Raw genomic sequence first — 15,739 nt, 5'->3', positions numbered from 1 at the left:
ATGACATTGCCCAATATCAAAGAACACAAGCCCGGGGAGCAGGGATGAGCGACGTCGACAGTTTCATTGATGAGGTGACCGAAGAGGTGCGCCGCGACCGTCTGTTCTTGCTTTTGCGCCGTTGGGGTTGGGTTGGCGTAGTGGCGGTTGTTCTGATCGTTGGTGGTGCCGCGTTCAACGAACTGCGCAAAGCGCGCGCAACCAGTCAGGCACAGGATCTGGGAGATGCGATTCTGGCCGCTATGGCACAGAATGAGTCCGCCGATCGTGCCGATGATCTTGCCTTGGTACCTGCACCAACACCCGGTGGAGATGCGATTGTAAAGATGCTGCTTTCTGCCTCGCAGACCGAAATCGAGTCCGGGCAGGGCGCTGTTGAGAGTCTGAACGCCATTGCGGTTCAGGGTGATCTGCCTGAAATTTACCGGGCCATCGCGACCTTCAAGGCTTTGCTGCTGCAAAGCGAGACAATGCCGGTAGCAGACCGGCGTCAGCAATTCGAAGCGCTGGCCGTGCCGGGAGCCCCATTGCGGTTGCTGGCAGAGGAGCAACTGGCACTGATCGAAGTGTCCGAAGGTCAAGTCGATGCCGCCATTTCCCGTTTGCAGGCAATGCGGCAGGACGCTGAAATCGGCGTAGATCTGCAGCAACGCGCAACACAGTTGATTGTTGCGCTGGGTGGTGAACCGGAACCGCTGGTCGCACGGCAAAGCTGAACCGGTAGAAAATAAATGACAGGCAAGTTCGGAGTATCATGGTGATTAGTCTCTTCCCCCGTATTGGGTTGCCGGTCGCGGTTGTTTCCCTGACATTGCTGGCGGCTTGTCAGGAACCCGAGGTCATCCTGCCCGGAGCTCGTGAGGACATCCGACCCACATCCGACAATGAAACGGTTGAGACCCAGGGGGCCAAGCCGATCAGCCTTCCTGCCCAGACGGCCAATGCCAACTGGTCACAAAGCCCGGGAACCGCGGCGTATCGGACGACAAATGCCTCTTTGCGTAATACTCCACAGAAACTGTGGTCAACGTCGATCGGTGATGGAGATTCGCGCAAACAGCGCATCACGGCCGAGCCGGTCGTTGCAGGTGGTTTGGTCTACACGCTGGATTCCGGAGCGACCGTTTCAGCGGTCTCACCGCAGGGGCAGGTTGCCTGGAGTACAGATCTAATCCCTGGCACCGACGGGGATTCAGATGCAACTGGCGGTGGATTGGCCTATGCCAATGGCGTTCTTTATGTGTCTTCTGGTTTTGGTCGCCTGACCGCTCTGGATGGCAAAACCGGTGCCATTCGTTGGCAAAAGCGCCTGAATGCTACGGGCAGCGGCTCACCTCTGATCAATGATGGCCTGCTGTATCTTGTCGCCGGAGATGAAATCGGATGGACGATTGATACAAAAGATGGGCGCATCCTCTGGCAGGTTCAGGGCACCCCAAGCGTTGGCAATGTGTTGGGCGCGCCTGCGCCGGTGATTGCCTCGGATTTCTCGGTGTTTGCATTTGGCTCGGGCGATATAGCTGCAACGTTCCGCAGAGGTGGTATTCGCCGCTGGAACGCGTCGGTTGCTGGTGGGCGTCGCGGGCGCGCCGCAGCGCAGATCGTCGACGTAACAGGCGGCCCGATGGTGGTCGGCGATACCATCTATATCGGCAACCATTCGGGCCGCACCGTGGCATTCGATTCCACTTCGGGTGAGCGGAGATGGACCGCGGATGAAGGTGCCGTTGATACGGTTTGGCCGGCTGGAAACAGCATCTTCCTGATTAGTGATCGCAGTCAGTTGGTGCGTTTGGATGCCTCGGATGGCTCGATTGTGTGGGCGCAGGACTTGCCTGGATTCGTCAAGGACAAGCCTGGTCGGCGTGGCGCAATCTATGCGCATTACGGGCCGATCATGGCCGGTGGGCGTATCGTTGTTGCATCGAACGATGGTTATCTAAGGTTCTATAACCCGCTCGACGGCACGCTGGTTCACCGCGTCGAGGTTCCCGGCGGTGCCACTACGGCGCCAGTTGTTGCCGGGCAAACCTTGTACGTCGTTTCGACCAAAGGTGAACTGCACGCTTTCCGTTGACGACAAGATGCGCTAAAGGGCGCGTCTGAGTCTTGAAAGTTGAGTAACATGTCCCTGACCCTCGCTATCGTGGGGCGCCCCAATGTGGGCAAATCCACTTTGTTCAACCGCCTCGTCGGCAAACGACTGGCATTGGTCGACGACCAGCCAGGTGTTACGCGCGATTTGCGCGAAGGCGAAGCGCGTCTGGGCGATCTGCGCTTTACCGTTATTGATACGGCGGGTCTTGAGGATGCGACAGACGACAGCCTTGAAGGCCGGATGCGACGCCTGACCGAGCGCGCCGTGGACATGGCTGATGTGTGCCTGTTCATGATCGACGCGCGTGTGGGGTTGACGCCCACAGATGAGATGTTTGCCGAGATTCTGCGCAAACGATCGAAACACGTGATCCTTGCGGCCAACAAAGCCGAAGGTTCGGCGGCTGATGCCGGTGTGCTCGAAGCTTATAATCTGGGTTTGGGCGAGCCGGTCCGCCTGTCGGGTGAACATGGCGAGGGGATGACCGATCTTTACGCACATCTGATGCCTCTGGCGGATGCTGCTGCAGAAAAAGCGATCGAAGAAGCGCCCGTAACTGATATCGAGCTTGATGAAGACGGCGAAGCCGTAACCCCGTTGATCACCGACGCCAAGCCGTTGCAAGTTGCCGTTGTTGGTCGCCCGAATGCCGGAAAATCCACCCTGATCAACAAGATCGTTGGCGAAGATCGCTTGTTGACCGGACCCGAGGCCGGGATCACACGCGATGCAATCAGCCTGCGGATCGACTGGGCCGACCCCGAGGGTGAAAGCACGCCGATGCGGATCTTCGATACTGCGGGGATGCGCAAAAAAGCCAAGGTACAGGAAAAACTTGAGAAGCTTTCTGTTTCGGATGGTTTGCGTGCAGTAAAATTTGCCGAGGTTGTGGTGGTGTTGCTGGATGCGGCGATTCCGTTTGAACAGCAGGATCTGCGCATCGCGGATTTGGCCGAACGCGAGGGCCGAGCCGTCGTTGTTGCCATTAACAAATGGGATATCGAAGAGGACAAGCAGGAAAAACTGCGCGATCTGAAAGAATCGTTCGAACGTCTTCTGCCGCAGTTGCGCGGCGCGCCACTGGTCACGGTTTCCGCCAAAACAGGGCGGGGGCTTGAGCGCCTGCGAGCTGCTATCCTACGCGCCCATGATATCTGGAACCGCCGTGTGCCGACTGCTGCTTTGAACCGTTGGTTGATCGCAATGCTGGAACAGCACCCGCCGCCAGCGCCGCAGGGTCGCCGGATCAAGCTGCGGTATATGACTCAGGCCAAAACCCGCCCCCCTGGATTCGTGGTTATGTGTTCGCACCCCGACAAGATGCCTGAAAGCTATAACCGTTATCTGGTCAACGGCCTGCGTGAGAGTTTCGATATGCCCGGGACCCCCATCCGACTGACCTTGCGCGGACAGGGAGACAAGAACCCTTATAAGGGACGGCGTAAGAAAAACGCAGGTGCCTTGGCCAAACATTTGAAGGGACGCGCGTAACTGCGCCAATCTGTTGCATTTTTCATCTCGGGGCGTGACAGCCCTTTGATGGCGCGCTAGCATTCGTTGGCGCGCTTTTGTTTCCAAGCGTGTTGCTTGTTTGCGGGAAGACCGCACCCATTTTTAGAATCACATTGCAACGGGCCATTGTGGGGAGCCGACGGAATGGATTTGAGAGAATACACACGTCAATACGCGGTTCAGGATAATGGATTGGCCGCGATCAGCTACTTTGGGACTTTCGCGGTTTATTTCTCATCGTTGGCATTAGCCATCATCTATGTGGACCGCTGGTACGTCATGATGCCTGCCGGGGTGGTTTTCGCGTTTTCCGCTGTTCGCCTTTACGTGCTGCAGCACGATTGCGGGCATCATTCGCTATTTGAAACGCGTGCACAGAATGAATGGGCAGGGCATGGGCTTTCCCCGTTCACTTTCGCTCCATTCGAAGTGATGAAGCAAAACCACAACCTGCATCATTCCGGCATCGGCAATCTGGAACATCGTGAGACCGGCGAAATTCATACTATGACCGTGCGGGAATGGAATGTGGCGAACTGGTGGTCGCGGCTGTATTATCGCCTATACCGCAACCCGTTTGTGCTGGTACCGGTCGGAGCACTGTTTACTTATTTCATTCGCTACCGCTGGCCCAAGAATACGGTGCGGTTCGGCGTCAAAGGCGTGCTGCTGCACAACCTGTCGATCCTGATTTTCCTGGGCCTGCTGTATCTGATCGCCGGTGCGACCGGTATATTGGTTTGGGTGGCCTTTTCCTTCCTTGGCGGGATGCTGGGAGTTTTCCTAGTCTATCTTCAGCATAATTTCGAAGACACATACTGGGACCGTCGCCCAGATCTGGATCCGAAATTGGCCGCGCTGCAGGGGTCGTCGGCGCTGGATTTCGGCTGGTGGTTTGATAATGCGGTGGCCTGCATCACATTGCACGACATACACCACTTCAACGCGCGCATCCCGTCTTACCGGCTGCGGGAATGCCACTATAACCTGCCGTCCGAGTATACGCCGCGTCGGATCAAATTCCCCGAGGCGGTAGCGGCTTTGAATCTGAAACTTTGGGATGAGGACACTAAACGGCTTGTGCCTTTCCCGCCCAAAGATCAATCCCGGGGGCTGGCCCATAGCAGCTAGCCGATACCCGCACTGATGTGAGAAGGAAGGGAACTTTGATGACTGCAGTGACCGATGTTAAGGGGGTAGGCGAGGTGCTTGGGCAAGCGTTGATTGCCAATGGCTTCAAGACCGCAGAAGACCTTGCGAGCGCGAAACCCGCAGAGCTCGTCAAAGTTCCCCGCATTGGTGTGGCACGGGCACCGGTTCTTATAGCGGCGGCGAAAGCAGCTGTTTCAGCCAAAACCACGACTGCGCGCGCGGCAACCAAGCGCCCAGCTGCTCGGAAGGGCGTTACTGCCGCCGCCCGGAAGCGGGCTGAGGAAACCGCCCAGAAGGCTGCTGAAGAGAAAGCCGCTGCTGAAGCCAAAGCGCGAAAAAAGGCCAAGGCAAAAGCCAAGGCTGAGAAAGCTGCCAAAAAGCTTCTGGAAATGGAGGCCGCATTCTCAAAGGCAAAGGACAAGGTGAAAGCCAAAGCCAAAAAGGATAAAAAGTCCAAAAAGGACGACAAGAAAAAAGATCAAAAGAAACAGGACGCCAAAGAGAAAGTCGGCAAGAAGAAGAGTAAGAAAAAAGATAAGAAAAAGGCGAAGAAATAGACCTCCTCCACCTTTTGATTTTCTCAGGACCGGCGCAGTTGGTTCGCGCCGGTTTTCTTATGCCAGCGTGCCGTCCCGCTGTAAGGTCAGTTTGCCGCCAAGATAGGGGGACAGAACCTTGGGCAAGGTCACGGTGCCATCGCGGTTCTGACCATTTTCCAGTACGGTGATCAGACAACGACCGACAGCCAGGCCGGAGCCGTTCAGTGTATGGACGTATTCCGGTTTGCCACCCGCTTCGGGGCGGAACCGCGCGTTCATGCGGCGGGCCTGAAAATCACCACAAGTCGAGACCGAGCTGATCTCGCGATAGGTATCCTGTCCGGGCAACCATGCCTCGATGTCATAGGTACGGCGCGCGCCAAAGCCCATGTCGCCCGTACACAGGATCACGGTGCGATAGGGTATGCCCAATTTTTCTAGAATACCTTCGGCGCAGCGTAACATGCGCTTTTGTTCCTTATCCGATTTGTCCGGATGGGTGATTGAGACCATCTCGACCTTTTCGAACTGGTGCTGGCGCAGCATCCCACGGGTGTCTCTACCAGCGCTGCCAGCCTCGGACCGGAAGCACAGGGAATGCGCGGTATAGCGGCGAGGCAGATAGCTTTCGTCGATCAGCGTTTCATTGACGATATTGGTCAGCGACACTTCGGAGGTCGGGATCAGCCACCAGCCTTCACGGGTCTGATAGCTGTCCTCGCCAAACTTCGGCAGTTGCCCGGTGCCCTGCATCATTTCGGACAGAACCAGAACCGGGCCGTTGACCTCGGTTAGTTCGTTTTCGTTGATATGTGTGTCCAGCATGAACTGCGCCAATGCGCGGTGAATGCGGGCTACGCCACCGGACAGCAGCACAAAACGCGAGCCGGACAGTTTCGCGGCAGTCTCAAAATCCATACCGGTCTGGACGGCTTCGATCTCAAAATGCTCTTTGGGCGCAAAATCCAGCGTGGGCGGAGTGCCCCAGCGGTTGACTTCGACATTGTCGTTTTCATCCGCGCCTTCGGGCACATCTTCGGCGGGCAGGTTGGCGATGCGGATCAGTTGATCGGTCAGAAGGGCGTCCAGATCCTTGGCCTCGGTCTGCATCTGGGCAATCTCGGCCTTTTTCTCGGCGACCAGCGCGCGCAGGCGCTCGAACTCGACCTCATCGCCGCGCCCCTTGGCCGCGCCCACCTCTTTGGAGGCTTTGTTCTGCTCGGCCTGAGCGGTTTCGGCGGCCAGAATCTTGGCACGGCGGCTTTCGTCCAGGCGCAACAGGTCCGACGACACCGGCGCGTCCCCACGGCGCGCAAGGGCGGCGTCGAAAGCGGCTGGGTTTTCGCGTATGGCGCGGATGTCGTGCATGGTTCAGGTCCTTAAATGCGTGAATCACTGAACCTGCTTATGCACCATATGAAAGGCAGGGTGTAGCACCGGTTACGACTTATCCGTTCCCTCGTGTGCTTCATGTGCCAGATGGCCATCCCAGCCTTCAGAGGGGATTTTCGGCTCGGGTGGATCGGCGATGTAAGACGGGGTCATAATCTGCACATTGTTCTCATTGAACACAGCCACAATATTGCGATGCAGGTCTGACCGAATTTTCGGGATGATGCTGCCCCGCGTAGTATAGCCGTTGATCTGATAATTGATCGCATAGTCGGCCAGAGCGGTCCACAAAACGAATGGTTCTGGCTTTGCCTTGATTGCCTTTGTCCGGCGCGCGGCTTCGATCAGCATCGCTTCGACCTTCTCCGTAGGCTCCTCATAGCCGATACCAACAGTCGTATGCAGCAACAGCCCGCTACCATCTGTTTTCTTTGAAAAATTGATCACATCCGAATTCATCAACTGCGCATTTGGGATCGAGATCAACTCGTTCTTGATAGACTTCAGGTGGGTCTCCATCAGCTTGATCCGTACAACGTCGCCGATGTGGTCGCCAATCTGGATGCGATCGCCGATCGAGGTTGAGCGGCGGTAGATCACAAACAGCCCAGCCAGCATGTTGGAGACCACCGAATTCGCGCCAAGCGATAGCATCGCACCCACCAGAATAGTCAGCCCCTGAAACGCTGCGGAATCCGAGCCTGGGATATAGGGTACTGCAAACACCAATGCGATCAGGATGACCAAAACGCGGGCAATGTTGAATGTCGGGTTTACCCAATGGCTTTCAAAATCGCCCAGTTCGAATGTGCCGGCCTCGACCGCGTCAAAGAACACGCGCATCCCTTTGATGATATACATCGCCAACCAGGCGATCAGCGCCAGCATGATAAGGTTGGGGATATAGCTGACCACTCCTTTGAAGATCAGCAGAACCGGTTCGGTCAGATAGGTCAGCAACAGCTGAGCGAAATACCGGGTTTCGGCAAAGGAAAGCAGAACAAAAGACAGGTAGTAGTAAAAGCCCAGAAAGAAGACGACCAGCAATATGAAGTTCAGACCGTAACTGACGAGGGCTGCAATGGCTTCGGCTTGAACGCTTTTGGCTGTTGCCGTTTCCACGTCCTTCAGATGGCGCGATACGAATTTCAGGGTACGACGTCTGATGCGCCGGTGCAGCCACAGAATAATGGCGATGAATACGGCAAACCCCAGCGTCCAGCCCAAAGCCTCAAGCGCGCCGGATACACGCGCCTGTTCGGTTCGGTTTGCGCGGTAAGCGACAATCGCATCATGGATGGCCGAGCCATGGAGATAGGTGATGACGTCCAGCTCCATCTGGTCCATTTCGGCATCGGCGACGGTGACCGTCGATACCGGCACGCCATCAACCAGAATACGCGTGCCCAGTTCCGTATCCTCATAAGTGACAGTAACTTCGGGATTTTCCGAGGACAGGGCCACTTGGATAATGTTGTTCTGAACGGTCTCGGCCCGTTCGGGCGCGGGCAGGGCGCTGGATCCGCGCAGGAAAAACAGGCTTTCGCCGTCGATGATGACCGGCGCTTTGAAATTCTCTGATTGTTCAGAGGTTTCAGGCGTTTCGATTGGCGCATCCTGTGCTAGCGCCATCGCTGTGCTGAACATAATCCAGACAAGCGTGAACCAGATGCGCGAAAGCGTGCCAAGCGTTTGGATTAATTGAATCATCGGTCCTCCTGCCGGCCAACTATATCCCAGCCGAGCCCGGATCAAAGGACCGATCTGCGACCCCGGTGTATTTCTTTGATCATTATGAGCCAATCATTGTAAAAACCTGTGCTGCCATTCCTTGCAAACAGGTGGTTCAGAGAATAGGTTCTCGCAAAATTTGCGGAGCATTTTCGCAGTACCAAACCAAAAGGAAAATCCCATGGAAGCTGGCGCGCTTGCCCAGAACATTCTCCCGCTGATCCTGATTTTTGCGATCATGTATTTCCTGCTGATCCGTCCTCAGCAGAAGAAAATGAAGGAACATCAAGCCATGGTCGAGGCCGTGCGCCGGGGCGATCAGGTCGTTACCCAGGGTGGGCTGATTGGTAAAGTGGCCAAGGTCAAGGAAGGCGACAACGAGATCGAAGTCGAAATCGCCGAGGGTGTCAAAGTCCGCGTGGTTAAATCGACCATTGCGCAGGTTCTGAACAAGACTGAACCGGCGAAGTAACTTCGCGATACAATCCCTTGAAAAGGCAGGGTAATGCTGCAAATTGATACCTGGAAGCGGGTTCTGATCTGGCTGGTCTGTGTGACCGGCCTGCTGATGGCCCTGCCGAATGCGTTTTATACGCGCGTTGAACAATCCAATGACGCCAAAACTGCCATCGTGCTTGGCGTCGACACCCCCGAAATGCAGGCCGAGGCGGCGCAATGGCCGAACTGGCTGCCGTCGTCGCTGGTCAATCTAGGGCTGGATCTGCGTGGTGGCGCGCATCTTTTGGCCGAAGTTCGGGTTGGTGACGTCTACGAATCCCGCATGGATGCGATGTGGCCGGAAATCCGGGATGCGCTGCGGGATGAACGTGCCACTGTGGGCACCATCCGTCGCCAGGACGCGGCGCCTGATGAGATTCGCCTTCGCATCAGTCAGCCCGAGGGCATGTCCCGCGCGCTGGAGGTTGTCCGCGGTCTGGCCCGTCAGGTGCAGACCCTCAGCGGTGTAGGGGCCACGGATATCGAGGCTCGCGCCGAAGGTGATACGATCATTGTGCAACTTTCTGAGGCCGAGAAGCTGGCCTCAGACGACCGCACCGTGCGTCAATCGCTGGAAATCATTCGCCGCCGGATTGACGAGGTGGGCACCCGCGAGCCGACCATCCAAAGGCAAGGCACCGACCGTATCCTGATCCAGGTGCCAGGTATCGGCAGCGCAGGAGAGTTGAAAGAGATCATCGGCACGACTGCGCAACTAACCTTTAACCCCGTCGTTGGGCGCGGAACCGACCCCGATGCGATAGCGGGCGTTGGCGAAGAGGTGGTGCCGTCGATTGACGAAAATGGCGTCTATTACACGTTGGATGCCGCGCCTGTTGTAACGGGCGAGGAACTGGTCGATGCGCAGCCCGCGTTTGACCAGAATGGCCGCCCGGCGGTGAGTTTCCGATTTAACACCTCAGGCGCGCGCAAATTTGGTGATTACACGCTGGAAAACATCGGGGCACCCTTTGCCATCGTTCTGGATGACGAAGTGATCTCAGCCCCGGTGATCCAAAGTCATATCCCCGGTGGGTCTGGTATCATCACCGGTAATTTCACCGTTGAGGAAAGTACAAATCTGGCTGTCCTGTTGCGCGCAGGGGCACTGCCCGCCGGGCTGGAGTTTCTGGAAGAAAGAACCATCGGTCCCGAGCTGGGCCAGGACAGTATCGACGCGGGTAAGGTGGCAACCATCGTGGCCTTTGTCGCGGTGCTGACATTCATGGCGCTCAGCTATGGCCTGTTTGGTATCTTCGCCAATATTGCGCTGATCATCAACGTTGGCCTGTTGTTCGGTCTGCTTTCCCTGATTGGGGCGACGTTGACCCTGCCTGGGATCGCGGGGATTGTTCTGACGGTAGGTATGGCGGTGGATGCCAACGTACTGATCTTCGAGCGTATCCGAGAGGAACTGAAATCTGCCAAAGGTCCTGCCCGCGCGATTGAGCTGGGTTATGAAAAAGCGCTGTCGGCCATTCTGGACGCCAACGTGACCACCTTCATTACCGCTGTAATCCTGTTTGCTATGGGCAGCGGGCCAGTGCGCGGGTTCGCAATCACTTTGGGTCTGGGTATTCTGACCTCGGTCTTCACCGCGATCTTCGTGACGCGCCTGATGATCGTGATTTGGTTCGAACGCCGCCGTCCGAAAACGATCGAGGTTTGACATGAGACTGAAACTCGTACCCCAGAATACCTCGTTCGATTTCTTCAGTCGCTGGAAGATCTGGCTGGGTATCTCGGCCTTGATGATGATTGTCGCGTTTACGTCCTTCATGCTGCAGGGCCTGAACTTCGGCATTGATTTCCGTGGAGGGACCACCATTCGGACCCAAAGCGCGCAGGAAATCGATGTCGGCACATATCGTGACGCTATTGCGCCGCTTGGACTTGGCGACGTGACGATCACCGAGATTTTCGATCCGAGCTTCGGGCCAGATCAACATGTCGCGATGATCCGCATTCAGGCGCAGGATGATGCTGAGGCTGTCAATGCGGCCACGATTAAACAAATTGGTGAAGCTCTTGCCGCAGCGGACCCTGGGTTGAAACTGCCCTTCGAAAGCGTCGAATCTGTTGGACCCAAAGTCTCGGGAGAGCTTATCCAGACCGCCGTGATCGCGGTGGTGCTCGCCATTGGGGCGGTGCTTATCTACATCTGGCTGCGGTTTGAATGGCAGTTTGCGCTGGGGGCTGTCGCTGCGCTGGTGCATGACGTCATCCTGACTATCGGCATCTTTTCCGAACTGCAGATCCGCTTTGATTTGGCGATCATCGCTGCGCTGCTGACCATCGTGGGCTATTCGTTGAATGATACGGTGGTCGTGTTCGACCGGGTGCGCGAGAACTTGCGGAAATACAAGAAAAAGGACCTGAAAGAGGTTCTGAACCTTTCGATCAACGAAACGCTCAGCCGGACAGTCATGACCTCTGTCACCACCTTGCTGGCGTTGATTTCGCTCTATGTTCTGGGCGGGGATGTGATCCGCGGGTTTGTCTTTGCTATGATCTGGGGTGTGATCGTAGGTACCTATTCGTCCGTCTTTGTGGCCTCAACCATCCTTTTGTGGCTGGGCGTCAAGCGCGACTGGTCCAAGCCATCAAACACCTCTGGCAACCAGTTTGCCAACATCGATGCCTGAGTATTTTGGCCAGTCCCCCACAGGGCTGGCCATCATAGTATTTGCTGCCTTTCTTGGCGGTGTTGTGCGCGGCTTTTCCGGATTTGGGACCGCCCTGATTTTCCTGCCTATCGCAACCCCATTCCTTGATCCTTTCAAGGCGCTGACCTGCCTGACAATCATGGATATTCTGGGCCCGCTGCCCAACCTTCGCCGGGCCTGGCGCGAGGTCGACAGGGGTGATCTGGTCCGTCTGGTGGGAGGGTGCGCACTCGCTCTGCCATTGGGGCTGTGGTTGCTGACCACGGTCGATCCACATGTATTTCGCTATACCGTTAGCCTGTTGGCGTTTCTTATGCTGGCTATTCTGGTGTTCGGTCTGCGCTATCACGGTCATGTCAGCCGCAAAATGGTTTTGGGAATAGGAGGCGCTGGTGGGTTTTTGGGCGGTGTCGCGGGCCTGCCGGGACCGGCCGTTATCTTGTTCTATATGTCTCGACCTCTGCCCGTGGCCGTGATCCGTGCGACGATTCTGTTATACCTTTTCGCCTTTGATTTTCTGCTGCTCGGTTACCTGACTGGCATGGACCGTATCACGCTGCCTGCTGTGATATTGGGTCTGGCTCTGGCGGTCCCCAATCTGGCTGGTAATTGGCTGGGTGGTTGGATGTTCCGGCCCGAGCGGGAAAAGCTGTATCGTGCCGCTGCGTATCTGGCGATAGCGCTTGCAGCCTTGTCGGGCCTACCGCTTTGGGGCTAGATGCCTCCTATGCGTATGAATGAAATCTCTTATGACAATGCGGCCCCTGTTGACGGATATGGTCCTGGGTTTTTCCGCATCGGTGGTCAGGTCTATGACGGGTCGGTGCTGACCGGCCCTGCAGGATCAGCGAAATGGGGCGGGTACGACGACAGGGATGGTCTGTTGAAATTGGCGGGTCAGGTCGATGTGCTGTTTATCGGAACCGGCGCTGAGCTGGCCCATATTCCTTCTGATCTGCGCGCCGCCTTGGAAGATTCGGGGATCGGGGTTGAGATCATGAACTCTCCGTCCGCGTGCCGCACATACAATATCCTGTTATCCGAAGGGCGCCGTATTGCGCTGGCGCTGCTACCGGTCTGATCGGATTCTTTTCCTCTGGCCTTGCGCTAAGATGCCACCCAAATACGTTGCTGTGGGTATGCTGCGGCAAATCCCGCCTTTTGCCTCTGACGGCAATAGGATAAGCGGGATTCATGACATTGACCGTGACCGACCTGTCGATCGCCCGAGGGGGCGTACCTGTGCTGGAAAATCTCAGCTTTTCGCTGGAGCCCGGAAAGGCGCTTATCCTGCGCGGGCCGAACGGGATCGGTAAAACAACGCTGCTGCGAACGCTGGCAGGCCTGCAGCCTCCGCTTGAGGGGCAGATCGACGGGGCTGAGGACCGGATCGCCTATGCCTCACATTCCGACGGACTCAAGCCGACTCTGACCGTGGTGGAAAACCTGTCGTTCTGGGCGCAGGTCTTCGGCAGTCACAGCATTCAACCGGCCCTGGACGCGTTTGCTTTGACTGAGCTGTCGGATCGCCATGCAGGCAATCTGTCGGCAGGCCAGAAACGTCGATTGGGGTTGGCGCGGATGTTGGTCACCGAACGACCGATCTGGATGTTGGATGAACCCACTGTGTCGCTGGATAAGAATGCAGTGCAGATGTTTGCTGACGCGGTGCGCGCGCATCTGGGGCAGGGTGGGTCTGCCCTGATTGCCACCCATATCGACCTTGGTCTGGACGGAGAGGTCCTGGATGTGGGGCCCTACAAGGCTAAACCGAAACCTGTCGATGATCTCGACGGAGGTTTCCTGTGATCGCCCTGCTTTTACGTGATTTGAAACTGGCCTTCCGTGCGGGCGGTGGGTTTGGCCTTGGCCTGGCGTTTTTTCTTATCGTCACCGTGCTGGTGCCTTTTTCAGTTGGCCCGCAATCCGCGTTGTTGTCCACGATTGCACCTGGCGTGCTGTGGCTGGGGGCGCTTTTGGCCTGCCTTCTGTCACTTGACCGGCTGCTTGCGCTGGATTGGGAGGACGGCTCGCTCGACCTATTGGCGACGGCGCCCCTGCCGTTAGAAGCGGTCGTAACGATCAAGTCTTTGGCGCATTGGCTGACCACGGGCTTACCACTGGTTCTGGCCGCGCCCTTCCTGGGCGTTCTGCTTAATTTGCCTTTGCCCGGCTTTTTCTGGCTTGTCGTCTCACTTTTGATTGGCACGCCCGCGATGAGCGTCATCGGAACCTTTGGTGCCGCTCTTACGGTCGGCTTGAAACGCGGCGGATTGCTGCTGTCGCTTCTTGTGCTGCCTCTTTATGTACCGACATTGATCTTCGGGGCCGAGGTCGCGCGCCGCGGCGCAACAGGAATGGAAACGCAGACACCCTTGTTGATGCTGGCTGGGATCACTGCGGCGACGATTGCCCTGTTACCTTTTGCCAGCGCCGCCGTGTTGCGCATTAACCTACGGTGACACAGTGTAACTTTGACGGATGTCAATTGAGAATGAACCCGACTCGGACTAGATAAGGCCCATGTCTATCGCAGCCAAAGCCAATACCCTCTGGGAATATGCCAATCCGCGCAAGTTTCTTGCCACCAGTGAACGGGTGATGCCGTTCTTCTGGGGCGCGGCTTTGGTTTGCATCGTCATTGGTCTGGTGTGGGGATTTTTCTTCACACCCGATGATTACAAGCAGGGATCGACCGTCAAGATCATTTACCTGCATGTGCCCGCCGCGCTGATGGCGATTAACTGCTGGCTTATGATGCTGGCGACCTCTCTGGTTTGGCTGGTTCGCCGTCATCATGTCAGTGCGCTGGCTGCGCGCGCGGCCGCACCTGTGGGCATCGTGATGACATTGATTGCGTTGGCAACCGGGGCGATTTGGGGGCAGCCCATGTGGGGCACCTGGTGGGCCTGGGATCCACGTCTGACCTCATTCCTGATCCTGTTCCTCTTCTATTTGGGCTATGTCGCCTTGTGGGAGGCGATCGAAGACCCTGATACGGCTGCCGATCTGACCTCGATCCTGTGTCTGGTGGGGTCGGTCTTTGCTATCCTCAGCCGTTATGCGGTGAATTTCTGGAATCAGGGGCTGCATCAGGGCGCTTCTGTCCTGCGGGCTGGTGCTGTGACTGGAGCGGATACTGAAGAGAAGGTCAGCAATATCTATTTCTATCCTCTGCTGCTTTGCATTGTCGGGTTCGTGTTGTTGTTCATCGCCTTGGTACTTTACCGCACGGGTACTGAAATTCGCACGCGTCGGACCAAGACTCTGCTGGCGCGGGAAAGGGCAAACGGATGATCCCTGATCTTGGAAAATATGCCGATACGGTGCTCTGGTCCTATGTGGTTTCCATCGGGCTTTTGCTGGCGCTGGTTCTGGTCAGCGTGATGCGGGGCCGCAAGAGCCAGGCTGAACTGGAAAAAGTTGAACAGAGGATAAAGCGCAATGGCTAAGATCTCGCCCCTGATGATTGCGCCTCCGTTGATATTTGGTGCCTTTGCTGTACTTGCTGGTATTGGCATGTTCCGTGATGACCCAAACGCTTTGCCCTCGGCCCGTGAGGGCCAAACCGCGCCACCGGTTGTATTAACAGATTTTGCAGGCAAGCCACAATTTGACGACGCAACGCTGCGCGATGGACAGATCAAGCTTGTGAATTACTGGGCCAGTTGGTGCGCGCCCTGCCGGGTAGAGCACCCGAACCTGCAGGCCCTGTCGGATGAAGGCATTCCTGTCTACGGTATCAATTATAAGGACAAGCTGGAAAATGCCGAGGCATTCCTGAACGAACTTGGTGATCCCTATACGGGTATCGGCCGGGATGAACAGGGACGCATGGCGCTGGACTGGGGCGTTTACGGCGTACCGGAAACCTATGTGGTCGACGGCGACGGAACCATTATCCTGCGCTTTGCTGGGCCGATTACCCAGCGCGTCATCGAAGGAACTATTCGGCCCGCTTTGGAAAAGGCTAAGGCCGATTAACGCGGCAGGGTGAGGGAAGAAACACCAGTCTTCTGAATGATCTGGTCACAATCATCCATCTTGGTGCTGTCACCGTAGCCCCTCTGGTTGGGCAGAACCAAGTGGGAGGTCGGTGAAAAAGCCAGGCACAGCATCCTGGCGCAAATGGAACGTAAAAAGGGCGCCCG

At 56.6% G+C, this 15,739-nt stretch carries 17 protein-coding genes; 15 read left to right on the top strand and 2 right to left on the bottom strand.

Features of this window, described 5'->3' with window-relative positions:
- Positions 1-44: 44 nt before the first annotated feature.
- From AC2FH6_RS04410 to AC2FH6_RS04390, 5 genes are all read left to right on the top strand, one after another.
- Complete coding sequence (locus tag AC2FH6_RS04410; RefSeq protein WP_142633066.1) at positions 45-716, top strand: hypothetical protein; 672 nt, start codon at positions 45-47, stop codon at positions 714-716.
- 38 nt (positions 717-754) lie between these two features.
- Positions 755-2,077, top strand: coding sequence for a PQQ-like beta-propeller repeat protein (locus AC2FH6_RS04405; RefSeq protein WP_142633068.1), 1,323 nt, complete (start codon positions 755-757; stop codon positions 2,075-2,077).
- 48 nt (positions 2,078-2,125) lie between these two features.
- Positions 2,126-3,589, top strand: a complete 1,464-nt coding sequence (der, locus tag AC2FH6_RS04400) for a ribosome biogenesis GTPase Der (RefSeq protein ID WP_142633070.1) — start codon at positions 2,126-2,128, stop codon at positions 3,587-3,589.
- A gap of 165 nt (positions 3,590-3,754) precedes the next feature.
- Positions 3,755-4,741: a fatty acid desaturase gene (locus AC2FH6_RS04395; protein ID WP_496701360.1), complete on the top strand. Its 987-nt coding sequence runs from the start codon at positions 3,755-3,757 to the stop codon at positions 4,739-4,741.
- 38 nt (positions 4,742-4,779) lie between these two features.
- Positions 4,780-5,319 (top strand): helix-hairpin-helix domain-containing protein, encoded by a 540-nt coding sequence (locus tag AC2FH6_RS04390; protein ID WP_496692365.1) that lies wholly within the window; start codon positions 4,780-4,782, stop codon positions 5,317-5,319.
- Positions 5,320-5,376: 57 nt separating this feature from the next.
- On the opposite strand, the gene serS is transcribed toward AC2FH6_RS04390, so the two are convergent.
- Both serS and AC2FH6_RS04380 read right to left on the bottom strand, forming a co-directional pair.
- Complete coding sequence (serS, locus tag AC2FH6_RS04385; protein ID WP_496701358.1) at positions 5,377-6,669, bottom strand: serine--tRNA ligase; 1,293 nt, start codon at positions 6,667-6,669, stop codon at positions 5,377-5,379.
- Between the two features lie 72 nt (positions 6,670-6,741).
- Positions 6,742-8,403, bottom strand: coding sequence for a mechanosensitive ion channel family protein (locus tag AC2FH6_RS04380; RefSeq protein WP_496701356.1), 1,662 nt, complete (start codon positions 8,401-8,403; stop codon positions 6,742-6,744).
- Between the two features lie 202 nt (positions 8,404-8,605).
- On the opposite strand from AC2FH6_RS04380, the gene yajC reads away from it, so the two are divergent.
- The 10 genes from yajC to AC2FH6_RS04330 all read left to right on the top strand — a co-directional run bounded on the left by yajC (position 8,606) and on the right by AC2FH6_RS04330 (position 15,572).
- Complete coding sequence (yajC, locus tag AC2FH6_RS04375; protein ID WP_496701354.1) at positions 8,606-8,896, top strand: preprotein translocase subunit YajC; 291 nt, start codon at positions 8,606-8,608, stop codon at positions 8,894-8,896.
- A 33-nt stretch (positions 8,897-8,929) separates the two neighbouring features.
- Entirely contained in the window at positions 8,930-10,591 is a 1,662-nt protein-coding gene (secD, locus tag AC2FH6_RS04370) for a protein translocase subunit SecD (protein ID WP_496701352.1), read from the top strand.
- Position 10,592: 1 nt separating this feature from the next.
- Complete coding sequence (gene secF, locus AC2FH6_RS04365) at positions 10,593-11,567, top strand: protein translocase subunit SecF (RefSeq protein WP_496701350.1); 975 nt, start codon at positions 10,593-10,595, stop codon at positions 11,565-11,567.
- Positions 11,560-12,306: a sulfite exporter TauE/SafE family protein gene (locus tag AC2FH6_RS04360; RefSeq protein ID WP_496676192.1), complete on the top strand. Its 747-nt coding sequence runs from the start codon at positions 11,560-11,562 to the stop codon at positions 12,304-12,306. Before secF ends, AC2FH6_RS04360 begins: the two co-directional genes overlap by 8 nt.
- Positions 12,307-12,315: 9 nt before the next feature.
- Entirely contained in the window at positions 12,316-12,669 is a 354-nt protein-coding gene (locus AC2FH6_RS04355; RefSeq protein WP_142635082.1) for an Mth938-like domain-containing protein, read from the top strand.
- A 113-nt stretch (positions 12,670-12,782) separates the two neighbouring features.
- Positions 12,783-13,397 (top strand): heme ABC exporter ATP-binding protein CcmA, encoded by a 615-nt coding sequence (ccmA, locus tag AC2FH6_RS04350; protein ID WP_142633088.1) that lies wholly within the window; start codon positions 12,783-12,785, stop codon positions 13,395-13,397.
- Positions 13,394-14,050: a heme exporter protein CcmB gene (ccmB, locus tag AC2FH6_RS04345; RefSeq protein ID WP_282021834.1), complete on the top strand. Its 657-nt coding sequence runs from the start codon at positions 13,394-13,396 to the stop codon at positions 14,048-14,050. The genes ccmA and ccmB overlap by 4 nt, the downstream gene beginning before the upstream one ends.
- 61 nt (positions 14,051-14,111) lie before the next feature.
- Positions 14,112-14,885, top strand: a complete 774-nt coding sequence (locus AC2FH6_RS04340; protein ID WP_142633092.1) for a heme ABC transporter permease — start codon at positions 14,112-14,114, stop codon at positions 14,883-14,885.
- Entirely contained in the window at positions 14,882-15,040 is a 159-nt protein-coding gene (ccmD, locus tag AC2FH6_RS04335) for a heme exporter protein CcmD (RefSeq protein WP_185956600.1), read from the top strand. Before AC2FH6_RS04340 ends, ccmD begins: the two co-directional genes overlap by 4 nt.
- A complete protein-coding gene (locus AC2FH6_RS04330; protein WP_142633094.1) occupies positions 15,033-15,572 on the top strand; it encodes a DsbE family thiol:disulfide interchange protein in 540 nt (179 codons plus the stop codon). Before ccmD ends, AC2FH6_RS04330 begins: the two co-directional genes overlap by 8 nt.
- Positions 15,573-15,739: the final 167 nt, after the last annotated feature.

This window comes from Ruegeria sp. CDSC045 (genome assembly GCF_059610725.1).
This window is presented reverse-complemented; position numbering and strand designations above follow the sequence as displayed.

Coding starts and splice junctions, on each gene's coding strand:
- AC2FH6_RS04390 (WP_496692365.1), top strand. CDS start 4,780: ATGACTGCAGTGACCGATGTTAAGGGGGTAGGCGAGGTGCTTGGGCAA.
- ccmD (WP_185956600.1), top strand. CDS start 14,882: ATGATCCCTGATCTTGGAAAATATGCCGATACGGTGCTCTGGTCCTAT.
- AC2FH6_RS04410 (WP_142633066.1), top strand. CDS start 45: ATGAGCGACGTCGACAGTTTCATTGATGAGGTGACCGAAGAGGTGCGC.
- ccmA (WP_142633088.1), top strand. CDS start 12,783: ATGACATTGACCGTGACCGACCTGTCGATCGCCCGAGGGGGCGTACCT.
- secF (WP_496701350.1), top strand. CDS start 10,593: ATGAGACTGAAACTCGTACCCCAGAATACCTCGTTCGATTTCTTCAGT.
- yajC (WP_496701354.1), top strand. CDS start 8,606: ATGGAAGCTGGCGCGCTTGCCCAGAACATTCTCCCGCTGATCCTGATT.
- AC2FH6_RS04340 (WP_142633092.1), top strand. CDS start 14,112: ATGTCTATCGCAGCCAAAGCCAATACCCTCTGGGAATATGCCAATCCG.
- AC2FH6_RS04330 (WP_142633094.1), top strand. CDS start 15,033: ATGGCTAAGATCTCGCCCCTGATGATTGCGCCTCCGTTGATATTTGGT.
- AC2FH6_RS04360 (WP_496676192.1), top strand. CDS start 11,560: ATGCCTGAGTATTTTGGCCAGTCCCCCACAGGGCTGGCCATCATAGTA.
- AC2FH6_RS04405 (WP_142633068.1), top strand. CDS start 755: ATGGTGATTAGTCTCTTCCCCCGTATTGGGTTGCCGGTCGCGGTTGTT.
- der (WP_142633070.1), top strand. CDS start 2,126: ATGTCCCTGACCCTCGCTATCGTGGGGCGCCCCAATGTGGGCAAATCC.
- AC2FH6_RS04395 (WP_496701360.1), top strand. CDS start 3,755: ATGGATTTGAGAGAATACACACGTCAATACGCGGTTCAGGATAATGGA.
- serS (WP_496701358.1), bottom strand. CDS start 6,669: ATGCACGACATCCGCGCCATACGCGAAAACCCAGCCGCTTTCGACGCC.
- secD (WP_496701352.1), top strand. CDS start 8,930: ATGCTGCAAATTGATACCTGGAAGCGGGTTCTGATCTGGCTGGTCTGT.
- AC2FH6_RS04380 (WP_496701356.1), bottom strand. CDS start 8,403: ATGATTCAATTAATCCAAACGCTTGGCACGCTTTCGCGCATCTGGTTC.
- AC2FH6_RS04355 (WP_142635082.1), top strand. CDS start 12,316: ATGCGTATGAATGAAATCTCTTATGACAATGCGGCCCCTGTTGACGGA.